The sequence below is a fragment of the Micromonospora sp. NPDC048935 genome, from assembly GCF_043197875.1.
In the GTDB taxonomy this organism is placed as follows: Bacteria; Actinomycetota; Actinomycetes; order Mycobacteriales; family Micromonosporaceae; genus Micromonospora.
The window spans coordinates 188,540-210,361 of record NZ_JBICTZ010000011.1 but is presented as its reverse complement, the minus strand read 5'-3'; the positions used below and the strand labels follow the sequence as shown (position 1 = coordinate 210,361).

The window sequence follows — 21,822 nt, the reverse complement described above, 5'->3', positions numbered from 1 at the left end:
CGCGTTCCGCTCAGATGATCCGCAACTCGCGCGCCCGCCGGACCGCCTCGCGCCGGCGGGTCGCGTCGAGTTTGCGGTAGATGTTGCGCACGTGGGTCTTCACGGTGTTGACCGAGAGGGACAGCTCGCTGGCGATCTCCACGTTGGACAGGATGCTCTGTAGGTAGCGCAGGATTGTCAGTTCCCGCTCGGTGAGCGGCTCGTCGAGGGTCCCCCTCGGCTCGGTGGTCGGCCGGGCGGGCCCGCGTACGCTCTGTCCGGCCCCGCGCACCAGGTCGCTGACCAACGCGAAGTGCGCGGTGCCCGCGTCCAGGTGTGCCGCCAGCAGGTCCCGGACCGGCGGTTCGGCGCGGGTGAAGACCCGCCGGCAGCCCTGCGGGCCAGCCAGGTCCAGCACCTGCTCCAGGAGTCGACCCGCCCGACGCCCGTCCCCGGCCCGCTCGGCCAGTACGGCGTCCAGCAGGCCCGCGTCCAGGCGTACCGGCAGGGGCCAGGCCGTGGCCGTCGGCGCCTGCCAGTCGGGCACGCTGCGCCCGGCGGCGGCGTGGTCGCCGGCCAGCAACTCCACCCTCGCCCGCGCCACCGCGAGCACCGGGCCGGTCCCTACGTCGGCACCGCCGACCCGGGCGCCCACGTCGGCACCGCCGACCCGAGGGCCCACGTCGGCGGTGCCGGCCCGAGGGCCTTCGCCGGCACCGCCGACCCGAGGGCCTTCGTCGGCACCGCCGGCCCGGGTCTCCTCGTCGGTGCCGCCGGCGATCAGGTCGCGGGCGGCGTCCAGGTCGCCGCGCTCCGCGCGTAGTCCGGCCTCGGCGGCGAGCAGGAGGCCGGTCAGCTCGGCGACGGACGGGCGGTCGGCAAGCGCTTCCCGGGCCCGGACGAGGAGTCGTTGGCCGGCCGCCGGGTCGCCGGTGTCGCGGAGCAGGTGCGCCCGGCACAGCGCCGACGCCGCGGTGGCCACCGGTTCGCCGTCGGCGGCGGCGAGCCAGCCGTCGTCGGTGTCGCCGCCCCAGCCGCCGGTGAGGCCGAGTGCCGGGCCGGCGAGGTTGAGGTTCGCGGTGGCCTCGTCGGGCTGGTCGCGCAGCAGCGCCACCTGGGCCAACGCCAGGTACGCGTAGGCGCAGTCGAGCTGACAGGCCCAGCCCCGACACGGTGGCATGCCCAGCGCGTCCCGGGCCGCCTGCTCCGCTGCCCGCAGATCGCCGCGCAGGGCGAGCAGCAGCGCGGCCCGGCTGGCGTCGACCAGCTCGGTACGTGGCCGGCCCGCCTCCCGGGCAGCCGCCCGAGCACGGACGAACCGGGCGGTCGGCAGCGCGCCCTCGGCCAACTCGACGAGCCCCAGGCCGGTGCCGGCGAACGCGCGCAGGTCGGCGTCGTCGGCGGCGTCGCCGCCACCGGACGTCGGAGCGGTGGCCGACGTGGAGTTTGGCAGCCGGGTCGGCGTGGCACCCTCCGGGCGGGTCCGCAGCAGCCGGGCGACGGCGGCGCGCACCTGCACCGGGTCGCCGACGAGCCGGGCCACGGTCAGCTCCAGCGCGGTCACCAGCCGCAGGAACCGTTGCCGGCGGGGCACCGGCAGTCCCGCGGCGTGTGCGGCTGCGGCGCGCAGGTGACCGGTGGCGGCCGGCAGATCGCCGGCGTAGGCGCGTTCGGCGGCGTAGGCCAGGGCCACCTCCGGGTCGGCCCGGAGCACCTCCGCCGGTGGGGCCACCGGTGCCGGCGCGTGCACCGGGGCGCTGTCGTACCGGGTCAGCTCCGGCCAGTGGGCGACGAACAGGTCACCGGCCAGGTCCCACCGGCCGGCGATCAGCGCGTGCCGCAGCGCGTCGGCCGGCCGGCCGTCGCCGGCGTACCAGTCGGCCGCCCGCACGTGCAGATCGCGTACCTCGTGGTCGGGCAACCGGGCCAGGTCGGCGCGGAGCAGGTCGGCGAGCAGGGGGTCGACGCGGTACCAGGGCGGGCGGGTGTCCTCCCGGTGCAGCAGACCACCGGTCCCGGCCAGGTCGGCGAGCGCCTGCCCGGCGTCGGCGCGGCCGGTCAGCGCCCCGGCCAGGTCGGCGCAGACGGTCTCCACGAGGGCGGTACGACGCAGCAGGTCCTCCTCGGCCGGGTCGAGCGTCGCCAGCACCTCCTCGCGGAGGTACCCGGCGATCTCCGGTTGGTCTCCCCCGAACTGCCCCACCCAGCGCTCCGGGTCGGTCTGCCCCCGCACCGCCAGCGCGGCGATACGCAACGCGGCCGGCCAGCCCCCGGCGCGTTCGCGGAGCTGGCGCACGGCGGCCGCCGGCAGGGCCGCGCCGTGAGCGGTGAGCAGGTCGGCCACCTCGTCGTCGGTGAACGCCAGTTCGTCCGGGCCGATCTCGGTCAGCTCGCCGGCGAGGCGCAGCCGGTGCAGGGGCAGGTGCAGCCCGGCCCGCGCCCCGATCACCAGGCGTAGTCGCTGGCCGGCATGCCGCAGCAGGAACTCCACGCCGCTCAGCGCCGCCGGGTCGGCGACCCGGTGCAGGTCGTCCAGGATCAGCAGCACCGGCCGGTCCGCGGCGGCGAGCGTGGCGGCCAACAGCTCCAGCTGGTCGGGTCGGGGCGGCCGGTCGGGCACCGGGCCACCCTCGCCCGACCCGGTCGCCGTGCGCAGCGCCGCCGCGAGGTACGCCCACAGCCGGTCGGCGTCGTCGCCGACCTCCACCGACACCCAGACCGGGCTGACCTGCGGCCCCGCCGCCAGTTGGCCGGAGTCGGGCACGATCGCGCCCGGGTCGACGTCGGGCGTCGCGCCTTCGAGTCGGGCCCAGGTGGCGAGCAGCGTGGTCTTGCCCCAGCCGGCGGGGGCGGCGACCAGGGTGACCGGTCCGGCGCTGCCCTCGTCCAACCGGCGCAGCAGCCGGGGCCGGGCCACCACCGGCTCCGGTGGCACGGCCGGGCTCAGCCGCGACGCGAGCAGCGGTCGCTGCACCGGGTGCCCCGGTGCCGTGTCGACGCGTACGCGATCCTGTTCAGGCACTCAGCCCCACCCCCACCACGCGCTCCACCCCCGGTCGGCGAGCGGTTACCCGACGTGGGCCGGTTCACCCCTTCCGGGCGAGCACGCTTCACCCGAGGGCGACCGAGGATCGGGGGACGTGGACCGGGAGGACGTGGGACGGGTGGGAGCGATGGGACGGCTGGCGCGGGCGGGACCCGCCCTCGGCGGCGCGGCGGCGCGCCTGCTGCGCGTACCCCGGTGGCGCACCCGGACCGGCGCGGACCGCGACCCGGCCGCGCCGGCCCGGTGGGAGGTGGTGACCGTCGACCGGCCGCCGGAGCAGGTGCTTCCCGCCGGTCGGTGGCCGGAACCGCTGCGCCGCCTGGACGGCGCGGTCGAGGTGCGGGTGCGCCCGGCGCCCGGCGACCGGGGCACCGAGCTGGCCGCCCGACCGGTGGCCGGTGCCGCCCCGCCCGTCGGATTGGCCGCGCACCTGGTCGGCGACGACCCCCATCTGCTGGTCCGCCGGACCCTGCGCCAGATCAAGCAGCGGGTGGAGGCCGGCGAGGTGCTGCGCGCCGACCGGTCGGCGCTGGACCGACCCGAGGTCCGCGGGTGAGGGCGCTGTGCTGGGTGGCCGCCGACGAGCTGGCGGTACGCGAGGTGCCCGACCCGGAGCTGCGCAACGAGCGGGACGTCATCGTCCGGGTACATCGCAGTGCCACCGCCGGCGGGGACCTGCCGCTGCTGGCCGGACGACATCCCCTGCTGCGTGCCGGCGACGTGCTCGGGGCCGAGTTCCTGGGTGAGGTGGTCGAGGTCGGTCCCGGGGTCCGCCGGCACCGGGGCGGCGACCGGGTGGTCGTCGGCGCGAGTGTCGCCTGTGGCGGCTGCTGGTACTGCCGTCAGGGCCTGCACTCCTGCTGCGACAACGCCCATGCCGACCAGGCGAGCGCCGACCCCGACCGGGGACACTCGGACGCCGGCTGCTTCGGCCGCCCGCGGGCGGCGGGCGGGTTCGCGGGCGGTCACGCCGAGTACGTGCGGGTGCCGTACGCCGATGTGAGTGCCTTCCCGGTGCCGGACGCGGTCGACGACGACCGGGCGGTGTTCGCCGCCGACGCGGCACCGACCGGGTGGTTGGCCGCCGAGCTGGGTGCGGTGCGGTCCGGCGACGTGGTGGCGGTCTGGGGTGCCGGGGCGGTGGGGCAGTTGACGGCTCGGGCGGCGGTGTTGCGCGGTGCCGCCCGGGTGCTTGTCGTCGACCGGCACGAGGAGCGGTTGCGGATGGCCGAGCGGCACTCCGGGGCGGAGCCGCTGGACTATCGTCGCACCGACGTCGCGGCGGAGCTGCGTGACCGCAGCGGTGGGCGCGGGCCGGACGTGTGTGTGGTGACGGTCGGCGCGCCGCCACCCGCGCGGTTCGCCGGTCAGGCCGACCGGCCGGACGCGGGACGCGAGGCCGTGCACGCCTGCCGCAAGGGCGGCGTGGTGGTGCTGCTCGGCGGGACGGACGGGTTCGTCGACGCGTTCCCGCTGGGCACGGTGACCGACCGACGGCTGACGCTGCGCGGGGCCCGCCGGCCGGACCTGCGCACCGTGCCGATGCTGCTGGATCGGATGGCCCGCGACGAGCTGCGCACCGAACATCTGGCCACCCACCGGCTGCCGCTGTCGCACGCCCCCGAGGGGTACGCGCTGTTCCGGGACCGGGCCGACGGCTGCGTACGGGCCGTGTTCACGCCGTGACGTCTGCTCGTCAGGATGCATCGGCGCGGGCGGGTGACAGACTCCGGGGATGGTTGGCGAGCGGACGTACGACGTGGTGCTGTTCGGGGCGACCGGGTTCACCGGTGGCCTGACCGCCGAATACCTGGCCCGACACGCGCCGGCCGGGCTGCGCTGGGCGCTGGCCGGGCGCAACCCGGCCCGCCTCGCCGCCGTCCGGGACCGGCTCGCCGCGATCGACCCGACACTTGCCGACCTGCCGCTGCTCACCGCCGACGTGACAGACGCCGGGTCGCTGCGGGCCGTGGCGGAGAGCGCCCGGGTGGTGGCCAGCACGGTCGGCCCGTACGTCCACCACGGTGAGCCGCTGGTCGCGGCCTGCGCGGCGGCCGGCACCGACTATCTGGACATCACCGGCGAGCCGGAGTTCGTCGACCTGATGTACGTGCGCCACCACGCCCGGGCGACAGGCACCGGCGCGCGGCTGGTGCACGCCTGCGGGTTCGACTCCGTCCCGCACGACCTGGGCGTCTGGTTCACCGTCAAGCAGTTGCCCGCCGACGCGCCGATCACCGTGGACGGCTACGTCCGTGCCGGTGGCCGGTTCTCCGCCGGCACCTACCATTCGGCGCTCACCGCTTTCTCCCGGACCGGGCCGGCCGGCCGGGCCGCCCGGGAACGCCGGGCGGTCGAGCCGCGCCCCACCGACCGCCGGGTCCGCGCGGTGCCGGGCCGGCTGGCCCGCTCCGCCGAGCTGGGCATCTGGACCGTGCCGCTGCCGACGATCGACCCGCAGGTGGTCCGCCGGTCGGCGGCGGCCCGCCCGGAGTACGGCCCGGACTTCCGGTACCGGCACTTCGCCGGGGTGAAGCGGCTGCCCACCGTGCTGGCCGGCGCGGTCGGGCTCGGCGCGCTGCTCGGGCTGGTGCGGCTGCCGCCCAGTCGACGCTGGCTGCTCGGTCGGCTTGCGTCCGGGCAGGGGCCCACCGCCGAGCAGCGGGCGGCGTCCTGGTTCACGGTCCGGTTCGTCGGCGTCGGCGGCGGGCGGCGGGTGGTCACCGAGGTGGCCGGCGGCGACCCGGGGTACGACGAGACGGCGAAGATGCTCGCCGAGTCGGCGCTCTGCCTGGCGTTCGACGAGCTGCCGCCGAGCGCCGGGCAGCTCACCCCGGTCGCCGCGATGGGTGACGCGCTGCTCGACCGGCTCGTCCGCGCCGGGCTCACCTTCCGGGTGCTGGACGGCTCGGCTTGACCCTCGACCGGGTCGAGGGGGCAGGATGCCCGGCGTGAGCGACCTGCACAGCATCGGTGAGCTGGCCCGGGCCAGTGGCCTGACCGTCAGCGCGTTGCGCTTCTACGACTCGGCGGGGGTGCTTCAGCCGGCCCTGGTCGACCCGGTTACCGGCTACCGCTGGTACACCGACGAGCAGATCACCCCGGCCCGGTTGGTGGCCGGGCTGCGCCGGATCGGGATGCCGGTCCCGGAGATCGCCGCCGCGGTACGCGCCGAGCCGGCCGCGGTGCACCTGTTGCTCGACGCGCACCTGCGCCGGCTCGCCGACGGGCTCACCGACGCCCGCCGGGAGGCCGCCCGACTCCGGGCCCTCGTCGACCCGGCCGAACCGGCCACCACCACGCTGCTGCTCTCCTCCACCGACCTGGCCGCCGCGCTCGACGCGGTGCGCTTCGCCGTCGGCGTCGACCCGGAGTTGCCGATGCTCTCCGGCGTGCTGCTCGACGTGGAGCCCGACGGCGTCCGACTCGTCGCCACCGACAGGTACCGGCTCGCGCTGGCTCGGGCCGCAGCCGACGTCGACGGACCGCCGGTGCGGGTGTTCGTGCCGGTGACCCTCGTCGACCGGCTCCGCCCGCTGCTCGACGCCACCGACGCCGGACCGGTGTGGCTGAGCGTGGCGGGCGCGGACCTCCGGGTGCGGGTGGCGGGTCGAACGCTCACCGGCACCGCCCTGCCGTACGACTTCCCGGACTACCGCAGGCTGCTGCGCAAGGCCGTCGGCGAGCGGCCGGCCGCGCGCCGGATCCCGGTGGACGTGGCGACGCTGCGCGCCGCGCTGGCCGACCCGGCGGCTCCCACCGTCGCCCGTGACCACGACGGCACCACCAGGGCGGTCACCGTGCTCGGCGTCGACGACGAGGGCGGTCTGCGGCTGCTCCCCGCCGCCGACCTGGCCTCCGACACGTTGCGGGTCGGCGTGGACGGCGGCTACCTGCTCGACGCGCTGAACGCGGCCGGCGCGCCGCAGCTGGTGTTGGAGCTGGACGGGCCGATCGCCCCGCTGGCCGTACGCCGGCCGGACGACGCGGACACCTACTCCGTGTTGATGCCGATCCGGCTCTGACTCGGCGGCCCGCACTCCCCGTTCCGGGAGCGCCCGCACTCCCCGTTCCGGGAGGAGAAGCCCGCGACGGTAGCATCGGGTGGTTCACCTGTGACCCCGGACGGAGGCGTACGGAGCAGCATGCTCGACATGGAGTTGATCCGGAAGGATCGCGAGGCGGTGGCGACCGCGCTGGCGAAGCGTCTGGATCCCGCCGAGGTCACCCGGGCGCTGGACGGGATTCAGCGACTCGACCAGGAACGCCGCACCCTGATCACGGAGATCGACGCCGAGCGGCAGCGTCGCAAGGCCGAGGCTCGGGCGTACGCGCAGGCGAAGCGGGCCGGCGAGGAGCCGCAGGCCGCCGCACCGGAGGCCGAGCGTAAGCAGCTCGCCGAGCTGGAGTCCCAGCTGGACGAGGTGCAGTCGCGGCTGCGTACGGCGATGAGTGAGCTGCCCAACATGCCGGCCGACGACGTGGTGGCCGGCGGCAAGGAAGCCAACCGGGTCGTGAAGACCTTCGGCGAGCCGCCGGTGATCGACAAGGTCCGCGACCACGTCGAGTTGAGCCGCGCGCTGGGCCTCGTCGACTACGAGCGTGGGGTCAAGCTCGGCGGCTCCGGCTTCTGGATCTACACCGGCGCCGGCGCGCGGCTGGAGTGGGCGCTGCTCAACTACTTCATCGACCAGCACGTCAAGGCCGGTTACGAGTTCCTGCTCCCGCCGCACCTGCTGCTCGACTCGGCCGGCTTCGCCGCCGGTCAGTTCCCCAAGTTCTACGACGACGTCTACCACCTGGACGCCGAGTCCGCCCCGCGTGGGCAGTTCCTGTTGCCCACCTCGGAGACGGCGATCCTCGGCGCGTACCAGGACGAGATCCTGGAGACCCCGAAGCTGCCGCTGAAGGCGTTCGCGTACACGCCGTGCTACCGGCGGGAGTCGGCCGGCTCGCACTCCGACGAGCGCGGCACGGTGCGCGGGCACCAGTTCAACAAGGTGGAGATCTTCCAGTTCACCCTGCCGGAGCAGGCCGACGCGGCTCTGGAGGAGATGCTCGCCCACGCGGAGGGCCTGGTCGAGGGGCTGGGCCTGCACTACCAGCGCTCGCTGCTCTCCGCCGGTGACGCCAGTGCGGCGATGCGGAAGACCCTCGACATCGAGGTGTGGATGCCGAGCACCGGCAAGTACAAGGAGGTGTCGTCGGTGTCCTGGGCCGGCGACTACCAGGCGCGTCGGGCGGCCATCCGCTACCGCGAGCCGGGCGGCAAACAGACCCGTTTCGTGCACACCCTCAACGGCTCCGCGCTGGCCACCAGCCGCCTGTTCCCCGCCATCCTGGAGCAGAACCAGCAGCCCGACGGCAGTGTCCTGATCCCCAAGGTCCTCCAGGACCGCCTGGGAACAGACCGCCTAACCCCCCGCTAACCCACCCCACCCCACCCCGCTCACCTCGTCGATCTTGCAGTTTCTGTCCCCGAAACGTGGTGTTCCACGGCTTTTGTCGCGACAGAAACCGCAAGATCGCGGGAGCGGGGGCGGCGGGTCAGTATTGCCAGCAGCAGGAGCGTGGCCAGGGTGGCCAGCAGCGGCGCTGGGCCGATGGTGTCCAGGGTGCTGGCCAGGGTGTGCTGGAGCTCGGCGGCCACCCGGATCACCGGGTCGTGCAGCGCTTCCCGGCGTCCGGCTGCCAGCCTCAGCTCGTACCAGCCGTACCAGGCGACGTAGCCCCCGGCGAGCAGCAGCACCAGGCCGCTGAGGCGGGGCACCAACGCGCCGGCGACACGCAGTCGCGCCACCAGACCGTCGCGCAGCAGCGCCACACCGAGCGCGGCGACCGCGACCACCAGGCCCATCCCGAGGGCGTACGCGCCGAACAACGCCAACCCGCGCCCGGTCGAGCCGGCCTGGAGGCTTGTCACCACGATGGCCAGGAACGGGGCGATGGCGCAGCCGAGCGACGCCAGCGCGTACGCCGCGCCGAACAGCGCCATCGACGGCCAGGACCGGGTCAGCCGGGGTGCCCGGGTGGTCCAGCCGGGCGCGGGCAGTCGGCGGCCGGCGAGCAGCCAGCAGCCGGCCACCGCCAGCAGCACGCCGAGCGCCACGGTCAGCCACGGCAGCCGGGGCCGCAGCCAGCCGGCCAGCGGCGCGAGCGCCAGGCCGAACGCGCCGAACACCAGCACGTACCCCAGGGTCAGCCCGGCCGCCGCGGTGAGCGCGCGCCCGACCGCGCCGCGGGTGTCCGACGCCCCGGCGACCAACAGCGAGAGGTACGCGGGCAGCAACGCGAAGCCGCACGGGTTGACCGCGCCGAGCATGCCGGCGGTCAGCGCGAGCAGCAGTGTGGCGGTCACGCCTCGGCCAGTGCGGCGACCCGGGCGGTGAGTGCCTCACCGTCGAGGAAGCCCTGGTGGACCACCGTGCCGCTCCGATCGATGAGCACGAAGATGCTCTGCTCGGTCACCTTGAACCGCTTCCAGAGCACGCCCTTGCGGTCGTCGATCTGTGGCGTTGCGGCGAGGTCGAACTCGGTGACGAACTCCTTCATGGCCCGTTGCTCGCCCAGCCCGGCGACGCCGATGATCGGCACGGTGTCCCGGTAACGGGGTGCGACCTCGGCCACCGTCCAGGCCTGACTGGCGCAGGTGGCGCACCACGGCGCCCAGAACCACAGCACCACCGGTTTGCCGGCGAGCTGCGCCGCGTCGAACGCCGCGCCGGTGAGGGTGGTGCCGGTGAAGCGCAGCACGTCCGGGACCACCGCCGGGGCCGTGCTCGGCGAGCCGGTCGCGGTGGCGGTGGTGGCTGGCGGGGCACCGGTGGTGGTCGGCGCGGTGCCGGCGAGCGCCGGTGCAGGGGTGGCCGTACCGGTGCAGGAGACCACGCCGAGCAGCGCGGCGGCCAGCGCCACGGCGGTGCCGGCCCGACGGGCCGCACCAACCCCGGACAGCCGCCTCGGTACGTGCCAGCCGCGCATGCGCGTCTCCGTTCGTTCGGCGAGAAGGTGCCCTTCCCTACTCGGCCTTGGCGAGGCGCAGAGCCAGCTCGGGGCACACCTTGACCGCCTTCAACGCGCCCTCCCGCAGCCAGGTCGGCACGGGGGTGGGCGGGAAGGCGGGGTATCCGTTGGCGTCGAGCCGGATGAAGTCCGGTACGACGTGCGCGCACAGGCCGTGCCCGTCGCAGCGCGACCAGTCCAGGGTGAGTTTCTGCGGGTTCGCGTCGGGTGCGCCGGGCAGCCCCATCACACCCTTGACCCGCCGGCCACAGCCGTCACCGGTGGTGTGCAGTCGCAGGTCGTCGGCGAAGACCTCGATCGCGGAGAGCGCGAACCGGGCGGTGCCGTCCGGGTGGCTGCACGCGCCCCGGCCCCTCACCTCGCCGGCTGCGGCGCGCACCACGTCGGCCGGCTGACTTCCGGCCACGGCCAGGTCCACCGCGCGGGCCAGGTCGGGTAGGCCCATCTTGCACGGCCCGCACTGGCCGGCGGACTCCCCGGCGAGGTAGCGCACCACCTGGGCGGCCTCACCGAGCGGGCAGGTGTCGACGCCGAGCGGGACGATGATGCCCGCGCCGAGGGTGCCGCCGACCGCGGCCAGGCCCTTGCGGGACACCTCGGCCTTCTCCGCCGCCTCCGGGGTGATCCACTTTCCGTGGTAGCCGCCCATCAGGATGCCCTGGGTCTCCGGCACCTCGCAGAGGTCGAGGACGTCGCGCAGCGGCATGCCGGCGGTGCACTCCACGACGGCCGGTCGGCCCGCCGCGCCGGTCACGGTGAGCAGTACGGTGCCCGGCTCGTCGTCGGTGCCGAGCGCCGCGTACTCGTACGGGCCGAGTCGGGCGCCGACGGCGAGCTGCGCGTACGTCTCGGCGTTGGACAGCAGGGTGGGCAGGCCGCTGACCCCGGAGTCGCTGGAACGTTTCTTGGTGCCGGGCGGGATGTGCGGCAGCCCGTTGATCCCGTTGACGAGTGCGCCGCCCTCGCCGGAGATGAACCGGTGCGGCACGGTGACGATGGTGGTCAGCACCGGCATCCGGCGCTCTTCGAGGGCCTCCATCAGCGAGTCCCGGCCGACCCCGTCGTCGGCGACGCCGATCACGATCTCGTCGGCGTCCAACGCGTACGCGGCAAGCGCCGCGCCGTCCAGGACCAGGTGCGGGGCGCGGGTCAGCAGCACCTTGTCCTTCCAGCTCGCCGGCTCCCCCTCGGTGGCGTTGACCACCACCACGGCGGCGAGGTCCTGGCGTTCGCAGGACTCCAGCACCGCACGCATCTTGCGGGCGAACGGGAAACCCGCCCCGCCCTTGCCCTTGAGCTGCATGCCCTCGGCGAGCCGGAGCAGTTGCGCAGGCTCCATCGGGCCGATCGGACCGTGCACCTCCTCGTGCGCGGCCAGGTCGAGCCGACCGAACTCGGCGAAGCCGGCGGTGAGCCGGGGCTCACCCACGCAGGCGACGGGTGGCACGGCCGTGCGCATCACTTCGCCTCACCCCGCAGCCCAGCCCAGTACGCCCCGTCCACCGCGTCCGCGCTGGCCTTGCGACGCTTCGCGGACCGGCCCTCCCCGGCGGCCCGCCGAGCGCGCCGGGACGCCAGGTCGACAAGGGTCGGGGTGTCGTCGACGGGCGGCGCGACCTCGTCCGGCACGTACCGGGCCGGCGGACGCCAGTAGTCCGGCTCCTCCGGCACGTCGTCCTCGACACTGTGCCGGCCGCTGCCGCTGCGCGGCGTCGCGGAGATCGGGCTGGCCGAGATCGGGCCGGCGGAGATCGGCTCGGCGGAGACGGGACCGGCGGAGATCGGTTCGGCGGCCTGCCACCGCAGCGGGCTGTCCCACGGCTCCTCCGGCTCGACCGTCGGCTGCGGCGGCGCCGAGTAGCGGCTGCCGTCGTCCTCGCTGCGGGACCGGCGGCGGGACCGCTCGGCCGCCGGCTCGTCGGCGCGTCGCCGACCGGTCGGCACGGCCTCGTCCCGGGTACGGGAGCCGCGCCGCCGGGTCGCCGGCGTCAACTCCTCGTCGTCGCGTCGACTGGTGACGGTGTCCGCGTCGTCGCGCCCGCGGGTGACGGTCTCCTCGGCGCTACGGCGCGATCGGCGGGTCGTGGGCTCCGCCTCGTCGCGCCGGCCGCGCGACTGTCGTTCGGTGTCGCGGCGGGCCGCCGGCTCCTCCGCGCGCCGGCGTCGACTGGGCCGGGTCGACTCGACGAGGGAACCGGGCTCGGGCACCACCGGGACGGTGAACCGGTCCGGGTCACGCCGCGCGGCCGGCGCGGCCCAGGTGGCGGTGGTGGTTTCCGCCCAGGCGGGACGCTTGTCGGCGGCCTTGCTGCCCCGACCCAACCCGGCCAGCAGCGATCGGGCGGTCTTCGCCTCCTCGGCCCGGCCTGCCATCACCGCGTTGCGCACCGCGGCCTGGTGCTGTTCGCGGCTGCGCCGGCCGATGGTGACCGAGAGCCGGACCAGCAGGGCCAGCACCACGAGCAGGATGCAGCCGAGGTAGCTGAACACCACCCAGGGGCTCGCGGCCCGACCGGCGTTGAGGCCGTGGAAAACGGCGAACGGCCAGGCCAGGTACGCGGTGGAGTGCAGGGTGCGCCACAGCCACTTGGGACCGACGCCGGCGAAGCGGGCCCGGATGATGCCGGTCCAGATCACGCTGACCATCAGCAGGGCGGCCACCGTGCCGAGCCCGACGTAGAGCCCTCGGCCGCCGACGAACGGCACCAGCGCGTCGGTCGCCGCCGCCCGCCCGGTGGCGATCTTGGTGAGGACGTGGAAGCCGAGCCCGGCCACGCCCAGCACTCCGGTGGCCCGGTGCGCCGACTGCATCAGCACCCGGTGCGAGATGCGCAGCACCAGCCGGTCGGTGGCGAGCAGCCCGAGCATCACGGTGAGACTCAACGTCACCAGGGAGATCACCCCGGCGAAGAACTCGGTGAAGAAGAAGCCGTACGCGTACGCCTTCTGTCCAGCGCCCGTCAGCATGACCGCCGCCCAGAGTGCGGCGAGCACCGACGCGATCAGCAGGGTGGTCGCCGACCGTGACGGTGTGCGTACCCCCCGACTGCTGGCGCTGGTCCGGACGGTGGCCGCCTTCTGGTTCTGCTGTGCCCGGGCCATGTGCTCCTCGATCGTCTCGCGGCGGCGTACCACCGGCCGACCCCTGCTCCCCCATCCAGTACGGACCGGCGGGGCGCGCGGATCACCCGCGCCGAAAAATTTCTGGGCCGGGATCGAACCGAGGTGCGTCGACGTGCGTTGCCCTCCACCTCGGCGCGGGGTGGGGACCTTCGGTCGACGGGTATCGGCGAACCGGGAGCCGCGAGCCGGCCGCCACCTTAGAGTGGTTTCGTGCCGTTTGACCGAAAGTCCGCGTACCGTCGTCGTGGCGTCTGGGTTGCCGCCACCATCGCCGTACCCGCCCTGCTGGTGACCGCGCTGCTGGTGGGCCAGGCGCTGACCCCCGGCGCGACGGCCCCGGACAGGCGGATCGCGGCAGCCGACCCGCCCCCGAGCAGCGCCGAGCAGCGCCCGGAGGAGCCGGTCCTTCCGGCCACGCCCGCCCCGGCCGGGCTGCCGGTTGTCGACTACGACCCCGCGCCCGGAGGCTTCCCCGCCGATCCGGCCACCATGGACACCACGCCGCTGACCGAGGGTGTGCACCCGACCCGGCGGATCCCCGCGTACGACGCGCCCGGCGGCCGTCCGCGCGCCTTCCTCGAACCCACGATCAGCGGCGTCGACCTGACCATGCCGGTCGCCGACCGGCGCGCCGGCTGGACGGCCGTCCTGCTGCCGTCGGCCAACGGGCGGCTCGCCTGGCTGCCTCCCGGCGGGTTCGACACGGTGGCGCTGCGCGACCAGATCGTGGTGGAACGCAAGGTCCACCGGCTCACCTGGTACCGGGCCGGCGCGGCGGTGCGCTCCTGGAAGGTGAGCCTCGGCCAGTCGGGGCAGGAGACTCCGCTGGGGCGGACGTTCGTCCTGGGCCGGACCCCGCCGCCCGAGGAGGTCTACGGCGGCGTGGACATCTACGCCCTCGGCTCGGTGCCCGACGACCCCGAGTCGGTGCCGGCCGGGCTGCGCGGCGCCCACATCGGGGTGCACACCTGGTACAACGACGACGAGCTGGGTGAGAACACCACGAACGGCTGCATCCGGCTGACCCGCAGCGGTCAGCGGGAGTTGCTCGCCGAGGTCCGGCCCGGCAGCAGCGTGGTGGTCGTCGACAGGCTGCCCACCCCACCCCCGACCGCCTGACCGGCGGCCGTCACCCGCCGAGCAGCCAGCCGTTCTGCTCGGCGACCCGGATCGCCTCGGCCCGGTTACGCGCACCGGTCTTGCCGATCGCCGCCGAGAGGTGGTTGCGCACCGTCCCCTCCGACAGGTGCAGCGCCCCGGCCAGATCGGCGACCGTGCCACCGCCGCGGGCGGTCCGCAACACCTCGGTCTCCCGGTCGGTAAGCGGGCTCACCCCGGCGGCCAGGGTCTCGGCGGCCAACGCGGGGTCGACGACCCGCAGACCGGCGTGCACCCGGCGGACCGCCTCGGCGAGTTGCCGGGCCGGAGTGTCCTTGACCACGAAGCCGCTCGCGCCGGCCTCCATGGCCCGACGCAGGTAGCCGGGTCGGCCGAAGGTGGTCACCACCAGCACCCGGCAGGTCGGCAACGCGGTCCGCAACGCGGCGGTGGCGGCGATCCCGTCCAGGCCGGGCATCTCCACGTCCAGCAGGGCGACGTCAGGGTCGCTGCGGCGGGCCGCGGGGACCACCTCATCGCCCCGGCCGACCTCGGCCACCACGCTCAGGTCATCCTCCAGCGACAGCAGCGCGGCCAGCGCGCCCCGGACCAGCGCCTGGTCGTCGGCGAGCAGCAGCCGGATCGTCGGGGCGTCGCCGCTCACCGGGCCTCCGCCGGGGCGTGCACCCGGAGCAGGAAGCCACTCCCGTCCGGTCGGCGACCGACGCTGAGCGCGGCGTCCAACTCCCGCGCCCGCTCCCGCAGGCCGACGAGCCCGTGCCCACTGGTGTCGGGAGTGGACGGCCCGCGACCGTCGTCGCTCACCTCGACCCGATCCGGGTGTACCCGGACCGTGCAGCACCGCGCCCCGCTGTGCCGGACCACGTTCGTCACCCCTTCCCGCACCGCCCACCCGAACAACCGGTCCCACTCGTCCGGCAGCGCCGGCACCTCGGCCGGCAGGTCCGCCGCGATGCCCGCCGCGGCCAGCGCGGAGCGGGCGCCGGCCAGCTCCGCGCTGAGGGTGACCTCGCGGTACGCCCCGACCGTCTGCCGTACGTCGGACAGCGCCGCGCGGGCCAGCGCCTCCACCTCGGCGATCTCGACGGCGGCGCGCTCGCGGTCCACCTCGATGAGCCGGCCCGCCAACTCGGCCTTGATCGCCACCACGGTCAACGAGTGCCCGAGAATGTCGTGCAGGTCGCGGGCGGCACGGGCCCGCTCCTCGGCGACCGCGAGTCGGCCGATCTCCTGCTGGGCCGCCCGGAGTTCGCTGTTGCGCTGGGCCAGCCGCGACACCCCGAACATGGCGAACGAGGCGAGCAGCACCGCGAAAGTGACAGTGCTCTCCCCCGTCCAGGTCGGCACCAGCCAGGCCCCCACCAGTGGGATTAGTGCGCAGAGCGCCACGATGACCAGCGCCTGCGCCGCCGACAGCAGGAACACCGCGGACGCGGCCACGAACACCAGCGTGGCCGTCCAGTCCCCGGCGGTGCCCGGGATGCTGGCCAACCCCAGCGCGACCAACCCCAACAGCGCGATCCCGGCCCGTCGTGGAGGGATTGGTCGAAGGTGCTCACGCAGGTGACGTGCCCACTGGAACAGCAGCACGTAGCCCAGGCCGAAGACGAACAGGGTAACCACGCCGACGATTCGCCGCCATGGCTGCGTCTGGTGCAGCGCGGTGGAGAGCGGCACATTGAGGAAGAACAGCCACACCGCGGCCAGCAGCCAACCGGTGAACCGCCATCGGCGGCTCACCGATCGGGGCTGACCCGTCAGGGAGTCCATCGGCTCAACGCTAGCCGTCGCCGGGGTCAGACCCGCGCGGTGTCCCGGCGGAACAGCCGGGCCGCGCCGACACCGAAGAGCAGCGCCCAGACGACGAGGTTGGCCACCGCCGCCACACTCACCCCCTCGCCGGTCAACGGGGCGCGGGCCAGCACACCCATGCCGTACACCGGGGTGAACTTCGCGACCTGCTGGAGCACCTCCGGCAGCACCTCGACCGGGACGAACAGGCCACCGAACATGGCCAGCACGGCCAGGATCGGGCCGATGAACTGCATGACGTTCTCGGCCGGCGCCAGGTAGCCGATGAACAGGCCGAACGCGGCGAAGACCAGCGAGCCGAGCCAGGCGGCGAGCCCGGACAGCAGCCAGACGTACGCGGGGATGCGCACACCGGCCGCCGCGCCCACCAGGAACTCGACGACGACGGCGAGCAGGCCGAGGGTCATCGCGGTGATCAGCTTGGTCGCCACGTACGCGGTCGGGCGCAGCGGGGTGAGCCGTAGCTGCCGGCTCCAGCCCAGGGCCCGCTCGGTGGCGACCGCGCCGCCCGCGCTGGTGGTCGCCACCATGGCCGCGTACACCGCCAGGCTGATCATGACGTACGCGGTCACCGGGCGGCCGTTGTCGAGCGACTGCCCGCCCTGCGGCAGGCCGAAGATGAGGAAGAAGACACCCGGCATGATCAGCGTGAAGGCGAGGGTACGCCGGTTACGCAGCACCCGGCGCAGCTCGATGCGCAGCACCCCGGGGGCGAACCCGCCCAGGGCGGGCAACCGACGATCCGGCTCGACGGCACGGGTGGGGGTGGGGGTGACGGTTGTCATCTCAGGCTCCGGTGTGCGCGGTGGTCAGGGCGAGGAAGGCGTCCTCAAGGTTGCGGGAGGTGATCTCCACGTCCCGGGCGTCGGTCCGGGTGAGCAGGTGCCGGGCGATCGCGTCCGAGTCGTTGGTGCGTACCAGCACGCTGTCGCCGCGTACCTCGACGGCGTCGACGCCGGGCAGCGCGGCCAGTGCGGCCTGGTCGGCGCCGGGCAGGGTGGCCCGGACCGTGCGGCCGGCGGCCAGGTTCTTGATCTCCGCGGTGGTGCCGTCGGCCACGATGCGCCCCTGCCGGACCAGCACGATCCGGTCGGCGTACGCGTCGGCCTCGTCCAGGTAGTGGGTGGCGAAGATGACCGTCCGGCCGGCCCGCGCGTCGCGGCGCAGGGCCTGCCAGAAGTCCCGCCGGCCCTCGACGTCCATGCCGGTGGTCGGCTCGTCGAGCACCATCAGATCCGGGTCGGGCAACAGGGCCAGCGCGAAGCGCAGCCGCTGCTGCTGCCCGCCGGAGCACCGCCCGACGACCCGCCCGGCGATGTCGGCGATACCGGCCCGTTCCAGCACCTCGGCCGTCGGGCGGGTGTGCCGGTAGAAGTGCGCGGTCATTTCCACCGTCTCGCCGACGGTGAGGTCCTTGAGCAGCCCGCCGGTCTGGAGCACGGCGGCGACCCGGCCCCGGGCCACCGCGTCGTCCGGGGTGCCGCCGAGGATGCGGACGGTGCCCTCGTCCGGGCGAGCCAGACCGAGCAGCATGTCGATGGTGGTGGTCTTGCCCGCCCCGTTGGGGCCGAGGAACGCCACCACCTCGCCGGGCTGCACCCGCAGGCTCAGCCCGTCGACCGCGGTGACCGCGCCGAAGGTCTTGGTGAGGCCGTCCAACTCCACGGCCGGATGCGTACTGGTCATGTCAGTCATGCTCCGGCGACGCGTACCCCGGTGCCCGGAGCGGTCGTCACGTCCCGGCCGTGACATTTGTCAGGGCCGCTGCGCGCTCGGAGGAATTCCCGGCGCGGCAGCGGGTAACCGCCGGGCCGGACGCCGCGACACCGGGAGGACGCGATGGGTGCTACGCCGCAGGGCCAGGTCGACACGATCGTGCTGATCCACGGGCTCTGGATGACCTCGCGCAGTTGGCAGGGGTGGGCCGAGCGGTACACCGCGCGCGGCATGCACGTCATCGCCCCGGCCTGGCCCGGGATGGACCGGTCCGTGGAGGAGTTGCGTGACGACCCGGCCCCCATCGCCGAGCAGAGCATGGCCACGATCGTGGCGCACTACGACAAGATCATCCGGGCGCTGCCGCGACCACCGATCATCATGGGCCACTCGTTCGGCGGTCTGTTCGCCCAGGTCCTCGCCGACCGGGGTCTCGGCGCGGCGGTGGTGGGGGTGCATCCCGCGGCGGTGAAGGGGGTGCTCAAGGTGCCGCTGAGTCAGCTACGCTCCGGCTTCCCGATCCTGCGCAGTCCCGCCAACCGGAGCAGGGCCGTGCCGTTCACCCCGGACGACTTCGCCTACACCTTCGGCAACACGATGAGCCGTGCCGACTCCGACCGGGCCTATCAGCGCTACGCCGTCCCCGGTGCCGGCCGGGTGTTCTTCGAGGGCGCGTTCGCCAACGTCGACCCGCGCTCACCCGCCCGGGTCGACACCGCCCGCGACGACCGCGCGCCCCTGCTGCTGCTGGCCGGCGGGGCGGACCACGTGGTGCCGGCGTCGGTGGTCCGCGCCAACGCGGGGCTCTACCAGAAGTCCCGGGCGCTCACCGCGTACCAGGAGTTTCCCGGCCGGTCGCACTTCACCGTCGGGCAGGACGGCTGGGAGGAGGTCGCCGACTACGCGCTGGACTGGGCGCTGCGCGCGGCGGCCCTGCCCCGGGAGGCGACCATCGCCAGCGAGAGCCCGCGGCGCTGAGCGGCGAGCGTGCCCACCAGAACTGCGCGCCCGTGTCACCACCGACCCATCGGTGGATTGTCCGATTTTTGCCACGCCGGGCAACAAGCCTTGATCACGTTGCGATTCTTTCGATTTCGTAGAATGCTGACGTCATGACCGCACCCAACCGTGTCATGGATGAGCAGACGATCCTGCCCGACCCCGCTCACAGCGCCGAGGTAATTGATCTGCTTCAGGTCCTGCGGGACCGCGGACAGTTGGTGCCGGAGACACGAGCACGCCTGGTGAGCGCGGACGGCTCAAGCACCGTGCCTCTACCCGACGGCCTGCACGACATCTTGGTGAAAGCGCTCGAAGCCCTGGCCAGCGGATACGCCGTCACGATCGCACCCCAACACACGACGCTCACGACACAGCAGGCCGCGGACATGCTTGGAGTTTCGCGACCGACGCTGACGAGGCTGCTCGACGAGGGAAAGATTCCGCATGAGCGGCCCAACAGTCACCGACGTATCAAGCTCGCGGACGTACTCGAATATCAAGGACAGCGTCGACGGGAACGCCGGGAGCTGCTTCAACGCATGACCACGGCGAGCATCGGGCTGGGGCTTTACGACCTGGTCGACGATGACTCCATCGAGGACGACAACAACCGAACGTGAAGCAGATACTTCCGTTGGACGGTTGGGCCCAATAGGCTCAGTTGGTGCCGTTTTCCGCCCTGCTCGACGCGAACGTCCTGGTGCCTAACGCCCTCCGCGACACGCTCCTTCGCGTTGCGGAGGATGATCTTTATCGCCCGCTGTGGAGCGAGGAAATTCTCGCCGAGACCCGACGAATTATCCTGCGGCTCCGTCCCGAAGTGAACGCCGGACGACTCGATGCGATGTTCGCCGACATGAACAACACCTTTGTGGACGCCATGGTGACCGGTCATGATTCGCTCATCCCCGACTTGCAGAATGATGCGGGTGATCGACATGTGCTCGCAGCCGCCATCGTCGGTCGGGCCGATGTCATCATCACCAACAATGTGAAGCATTTTCCGGCCGCTGCGGTGGATCCGCTCCATATTGAGGTAATGCGACCGGACCGCTTCCTGTGTCTTCAGTTCGACCTTTCGCCTTCCCTCGTCGTTGACGTACTCAGAAGGCAGAGCGCAGATACGGGGCGGGCACCGGGCAAACCTCGCCTGAACGTCGCGGATCTGCTCGAACTCCTTCGCAGGTCTGGCGCCCCGACGTTCGTATCGCAGGTCTTGGCACAACTCCCGGCGACGCTCCCTCGCTCGCGCTCCCCGCACGGCACCTCAGAAGCGTCGATCGTTACGCCGGAAGACGAAAGCCGGCCGGCAACAGCGGCGGATCGGGGGATGGAGTTTCCGTCGCCCGCGCAGCACGACGCTTCTGACGCACCACGTCAAAGCAGGCACACCCCGCAGCAGCGCCAGCAGGGAGCGGTCGGAGCTGGGCTGGGCCAGCTCGGCGTTGATGTAGTCGGTGAAGAAGCCGGCCGGTGACCCCGGTAGCCGAACGGCCGTCCTGACCCATCGGCCGACGGCGTCACCCTGCCGCGGAATCGCCAGTGCGCGAGTGCTGGCGTGCGTTGCACAAGGGTGACCACCGAGCCCTGTCCATGGCGGATCTGCTGATCGCCGCCACCGCCGAACGACACGGAGTCACCGTGCTGCACTACGACGGCGACTTCGAGCTGATCACCGCGATCACCGGGCAGCCCACCACCTGGGTCGTCCCCGCCGGCACCGCCGACTGAGCGCATCATCGGCTGCGCTACGACATGGACTCGGGTCGTCCGTCAAGACGCCGGAACGCCGGGCCGGCATGGGGACGCGACCGACGGGTATGAGCCGAGGATGAGGGCCAGTTTCCGACTCGGTCGGATCGCGGGGGTGCCGGTCGGCGTCAACTGGAGCGTTCTGGTCATCTTCGCGTTGATCGCCTGGGGGTTGGCCGCGAACCAGTTCCCCCGCTCGTACCCGGATCGCTCGCCGGTGGCGTACACCCTGGCCGGGCTGGTGGCGGCGGTGGTCTTCTTCGTCGGCCTGCTCGCCCACGAGGTGTCGCACGCGGTGGTGGCCAAGCGCAACGGGCTGGCGGTCGACGGCATCACGCTGTGGCTGTTCGGCGGGGTGGCCGAGTTGCGGGGCGAGCCGCGCGACCCGGGCGCGGAGCTGCGGATCGCCGGTGTCGGCCCGCTGGTCAGCCTGCTGCTCGGGGCGCTCTTCGGCGCGGTCGCCGCACTACTCGCGCTGGCCGGGCAGGACGGGCTGCTCTTCGGGGCGGTGGCGTGGCTGGCCGGCATCAACGTCCTGCTGGCGATCTTCAACGTGCTGCCGGCCGCGCCGCTGGACGGCGGCCGGTTGCTGCGCGCCGCGGTGTGGAAGGCCACCGGTGACCGGGCCAGAGCGTCGGTGGCCGCCGCGCGCGCGGGTTGGGTGCTGGGTGTCCTGTTGATCGGTCTGGGGCTGTGGCAGTTCCTGTCCGGGGTCGGTTTCGGTGGGCTCTGGCTGGCCCTGATCGGCTGGTTCCTGATCGGTGCCGCCGGGATGGAGGAGCGGCAGGCCCGCACCGGGAGCGCGCTGCGCGGTGTGCGGGTGGGTGACGTCATGACCCCGCAGCCGCAGACCGCCTCGGCGGAGATGACCGTTGCCGACTTCGTCGACCACTACCTGTTCGCGTACCGGCATTCGGCGCTGCCACTCACCGAGGAGGGCCGGCCGACCGGCCTGGTCACCGTCGACCGGGTGCGCGGCGTGCCCGCCGAGCGGCGGGCGTCGACCACGCTGGCCGAGGTGGCCTGCCGGGCCGACCAGCTGGTCCTAGCCCAGCCCGGTGAACAGCTCAACGACCTGCTCCCCCGGCTCAGCGAGTGCGCCGACGGCCGAGCACTGGTGGTCACGGACGGTCAGTTGGTCGGCATCGTCAGTCCCAGCGACATCAGCCGAGCGGTCCAACGCAGCACCCTCCGCACCACCCCCACCCCACTTCGTTGATCATGAGGTTATCGTCACGACACGCCGGGCC

Annotated in this window: 20 protein-coding genes; 11 read left to right on the top strand and 9 right to left on the bottom strand. The window is 73.7% G+C overall.

Annotation, left to right across the window (positions count from 1 at the left end):
- Positions 1-10: 10 nt before the first annotated feature.
- Positions 11-3,001: a LuxR C-terminal-related transcriptional regulator gene (locus tag ACGFIW_RS27225; RefSeq protein WP_393321326.1), complete on the bottom strand. Its 2,991-nt coding sequence runs from the start codon at positions 2,999-3,001 to the stop codon at positions 11-13.
- Positions 3,002-3,152: 151 nt separating this feature from the next.
- Between ACGFIW_RS27225 and ACGFIW_RS27220 the strand changes: the two genes are divergently transcribed.
- The 5 genes from ACGFIW_RS27220 (at position 3,153) to serS (ending at position 8,454) form a co-directional block, all read left to right on the top strand.
- Complete coding sequence (locus tag ACGFIW_RS27220) at positions 3,153-3,581, top strand: hypothetical protein (RefSeq protein ID WP_393321540.1); 429 nt, start codon at positions 3,153-3,155, stop codon at positions 3,579-3,581.
- Positions 3,578-4,711 carry an alcohol dehydrogenase catalytic domain-containing protein gene (locus ACGFIW_RS27215; RefSeq protein ID WP_393321323.1) on the top strand — a complete coding sequence of 378 codons (1,134 nt, stop codon included), beginning with the start codon at positions 3,578-3,580 and terminating at the stop codon, positions 4,709-4,711. The genes ACGFIW_RS27220 and ACGFIW_RS27215 overlap by 4 nt, the downstream gene beginning before the upstream one ends.
- A 49-nt stretch (positions 4,712-4,760) precedes the next feature.
- Positions 4,761-5,942 carry a saccharopine dehydrogenase family protein gene (locus ACGFIW_RS27210; RefSeq protein ID WP_393321320.1) on the top strand — a complete coding sequence of 394 codons (1,182 nt, stop codon included), beginning with the start codon at positions 4,761-4,763 and terminating at the stop codon, positions 5,940-5,942.
- 43 nt (positions 5,943-5,985) lie between these two features.
- On the top strand, positions 5,986-7,050 hold the full coding sequence (locus ACGFIW_RS27205; RefSeq protein ID WP_393321537.1) for a MerR family transcriptional regulator: 1,065 nt from the start codon (positions 5,986-5,988) through the stop codon (positions 7,048-7,050).
- 120 nt (positions 7,051-7,170) lie between these two features.
- Entirely contained in the window at positions 7,171-8,454 is a 1,284-nt protein-coding gene (gene serS, locus ACGFIW_RS27200; protein ID WP_393321534.1) for a serine--tRNA ligase, read from the top strand.
- 20 nt (positions 8,455-8,474) lie between these two features.
- Here serS and ACGFIW_RS27195 read toward each other — a convergent pair whose 3' ends face one another.
- Genes ACGFIW_RS27195 through ACGFIW_RS27180 form a run of 4 tightly spaced genes read right to left on the bottom strand, consistent with a single transcriptional unit; the run spans position 8,475 to position 13,183 of the window.
- Positions 8,475-9,383: a cytochrome c biogenesis CcdA family protein gene (locus ACGFIW_RS27195; RefSeq protein WP_393321317.1), complete on the bottom strand. Its 909-nt coding sequence runs from the start codon at positions 9,381-9,383 to the stop codon at positions 8,475-8,477.
- On the bottom strand, positions 9,380-10,006 hold the full coding sequence (locus ACGFIW_RS27190; RefSeq protein ID WP_393321314.1) for a TlpA family protein disulfide reductase: 627 nt from the start codon (positions 10,004-10,006) through the stop codon (positions 9,380-9,382). The genes ACGFIW_RS27195 and ACGFIW_RS27190 overlap by 4 nt, the downstream gene beginning before the upstream one ends.
- A gap of 37 nt (positions 10,007-10,043) precedes the next feature.
- Entirely contained in the window at positions 10,044-11,507 is a 1,464-nt protein-coding gene (locus ACGFIW_RS27185) for an NADH-ubiquinone oxidoreductase-F iron-sulfur binding region domain-containing protein (RefSeq protein WP_393321310.1), read from the bottom strand.
- The gene (locus ACGFIW_RS27180) at positions 11,507-13,183 is read right to left on the bottom strand and encodes a hypothetical protein (RefSeq protein WP_393321308.1); all 1,677 of its coding nucleotides are present in this window, start codon (positions 13,181-13,183) and stop codon (positions 11,507-11,509) included. Before ACGFIW_RS27180 ends, ACGFIW_RS27185 begins: the two co-directional genes overlap by 1 nt.
- 198 nt (positions 13,184-13,381) lie before the next feature.
- On the opposite strand from ACGFIW_RS27180, the gene ACGFIW_RS27175 reads away from it, so the two are divergent.
- Positions 13,382-14,290, top strand: a complete 909-nt coding sequence (locus tag ACGFIW_RS27175; protein WP_393321305.1) for a L,D-transpeptidase family protein — start codon at positions 13,382-13,384, stop codon at positions 14,288-14,290.
- Positions 14,291-14,300: 10 nt separating this feature from the next.
- Here the strand turns inward: ACGFIW_RS27175 and ACGFIW_RS27170 are convergent, their stop codons facing one another.
- From ACGFIW_RS27170 to ACGFIW_RS27155, 4 genes are read right to left on the bottom strand one after another with little or no spacing between them, the layout of a single operon-like run.
- On the bottom strand, positions 14,301-14,933 hold the full coding sequence (locus tag ACGFIW_RS27170; RefSeq protein WP_393321302.1) for a response regulator: 633 nt from the start codon (positions 14,931-14,933) through the stop codon (positions 14,301-14,303).
- Positions 14,930-16,060 (bottom strand): sensor histidine kinase, encoded by a 1,131-nt coding sequence (locus ACGFIW_RS27165; RefSeq protein ID WP_393321299.1) that lies wholly within the window; start codon positions 16,058-16,060, stop codon positions 14,930-14,932. The genes ACGFIW_RS27170 and ACGFIW_RS27165 overlap by 4 nt, the downstream gene beginning before the upstream one ends.
- A 26-nt stretch (positions 16,061-16,086) precedes the next feature.
- On the bottom strand, positions 16,087-16,887 hold the full coding sequence (locus tag ACGFIW_RS27160) for an ABC transporter permease (RefSeq protein ID WP_393321296.1): 801 nt from the start codon (positions 16,885-16,887) through the stop codon (positions 16,087-16,089).
- Between the two features lies 1 nt (position 16,888).
- On the bottom strand, positions 16,889-17,788 hold the full coding sequence (locus tag ACGFIW_RS27155; RefSeq protein ID WP_393321293.1) for an ABC transporter ATP-binding protein: 900 nt from the start codon (positions 17,786-17,788) through the stop codon (positions 16,889-16,891).
- A gap of 153 nt (positions 17,789-17,941) precedes the next feature.
- Here ACGFIW_RS27155 and ACGFIW_RS27150 point away from each other — a divergent pair, with 153 nt between their 5' ends.
- The 5 genes from ACGFIW_RS27150 (at position 17,942) to ACGFIW_RS27130 (ending at position 21,791) form a co-directional block, all read left to right on the top strand.
- A complete protein-coding gene (locus tag ACGFIW_RS27150; protein WP_393321290.1) occupies positions 17,942-18,796 on the top strand; it encodes an alpha/beta hydrolase in 855 nt (284 codons plus the stop codon).
- 134 nt (positions 18,797-18,930) lie between these two features.
- Positions 18,931-19,440 carry a helix-turn-helix domain-containing protein gene (locus tag ACGFIW_RS27145; RefSeq protein ID WP_393321287.1) on the top strand — a complete coding sequence of 170 codons (510 nt, stop codon included), beginning with the start codon at positions 18,931-18,933 and terminating at the stop codon, positions 19,438-19,440.
- Between the two features lie 44 nt (positions 19,441-19,484).
- The gene (locus ACGFIW_RS27140; protein WP_393321284.1) at positions 19,485-20,297 is read left to right on the top strand and encodes a putative toxin-antitoxin system toxin component, PIN family; all 813 of its coding nucleotides are present in this window, start codon (positions 19,485-19,487) and stop codon (positions 20,295-20,297) included.
- Between the two features lie 65 nt (positions 20,298-20,362).
- Positions 20,363-20,551: a PIN domain-containing protein gene (locus tag ACGFIW_RS27135; protein WP_393321281.1), complete on the top strand. Its 189-nt coding sequence runs from the start codon at positions 20,363-20,365 to the stop codon at positions 20,549-20,551.
- A 100-nt stretch (positions 20,552-20,651) separates the two neighbouring features.
- On the top strand, positions 20,652-21,791 hold the full coding sequence (locus ACGFIW_RS27130) for a site-2 protease family protein (protein WP_393321278.1): 1,140 nt from the start codon (positions 20,652-20,654) through the stop codon (positions 21,789-21,791).
- Positions 21,792-21,822: the final 31 nt, after the last annotated feature.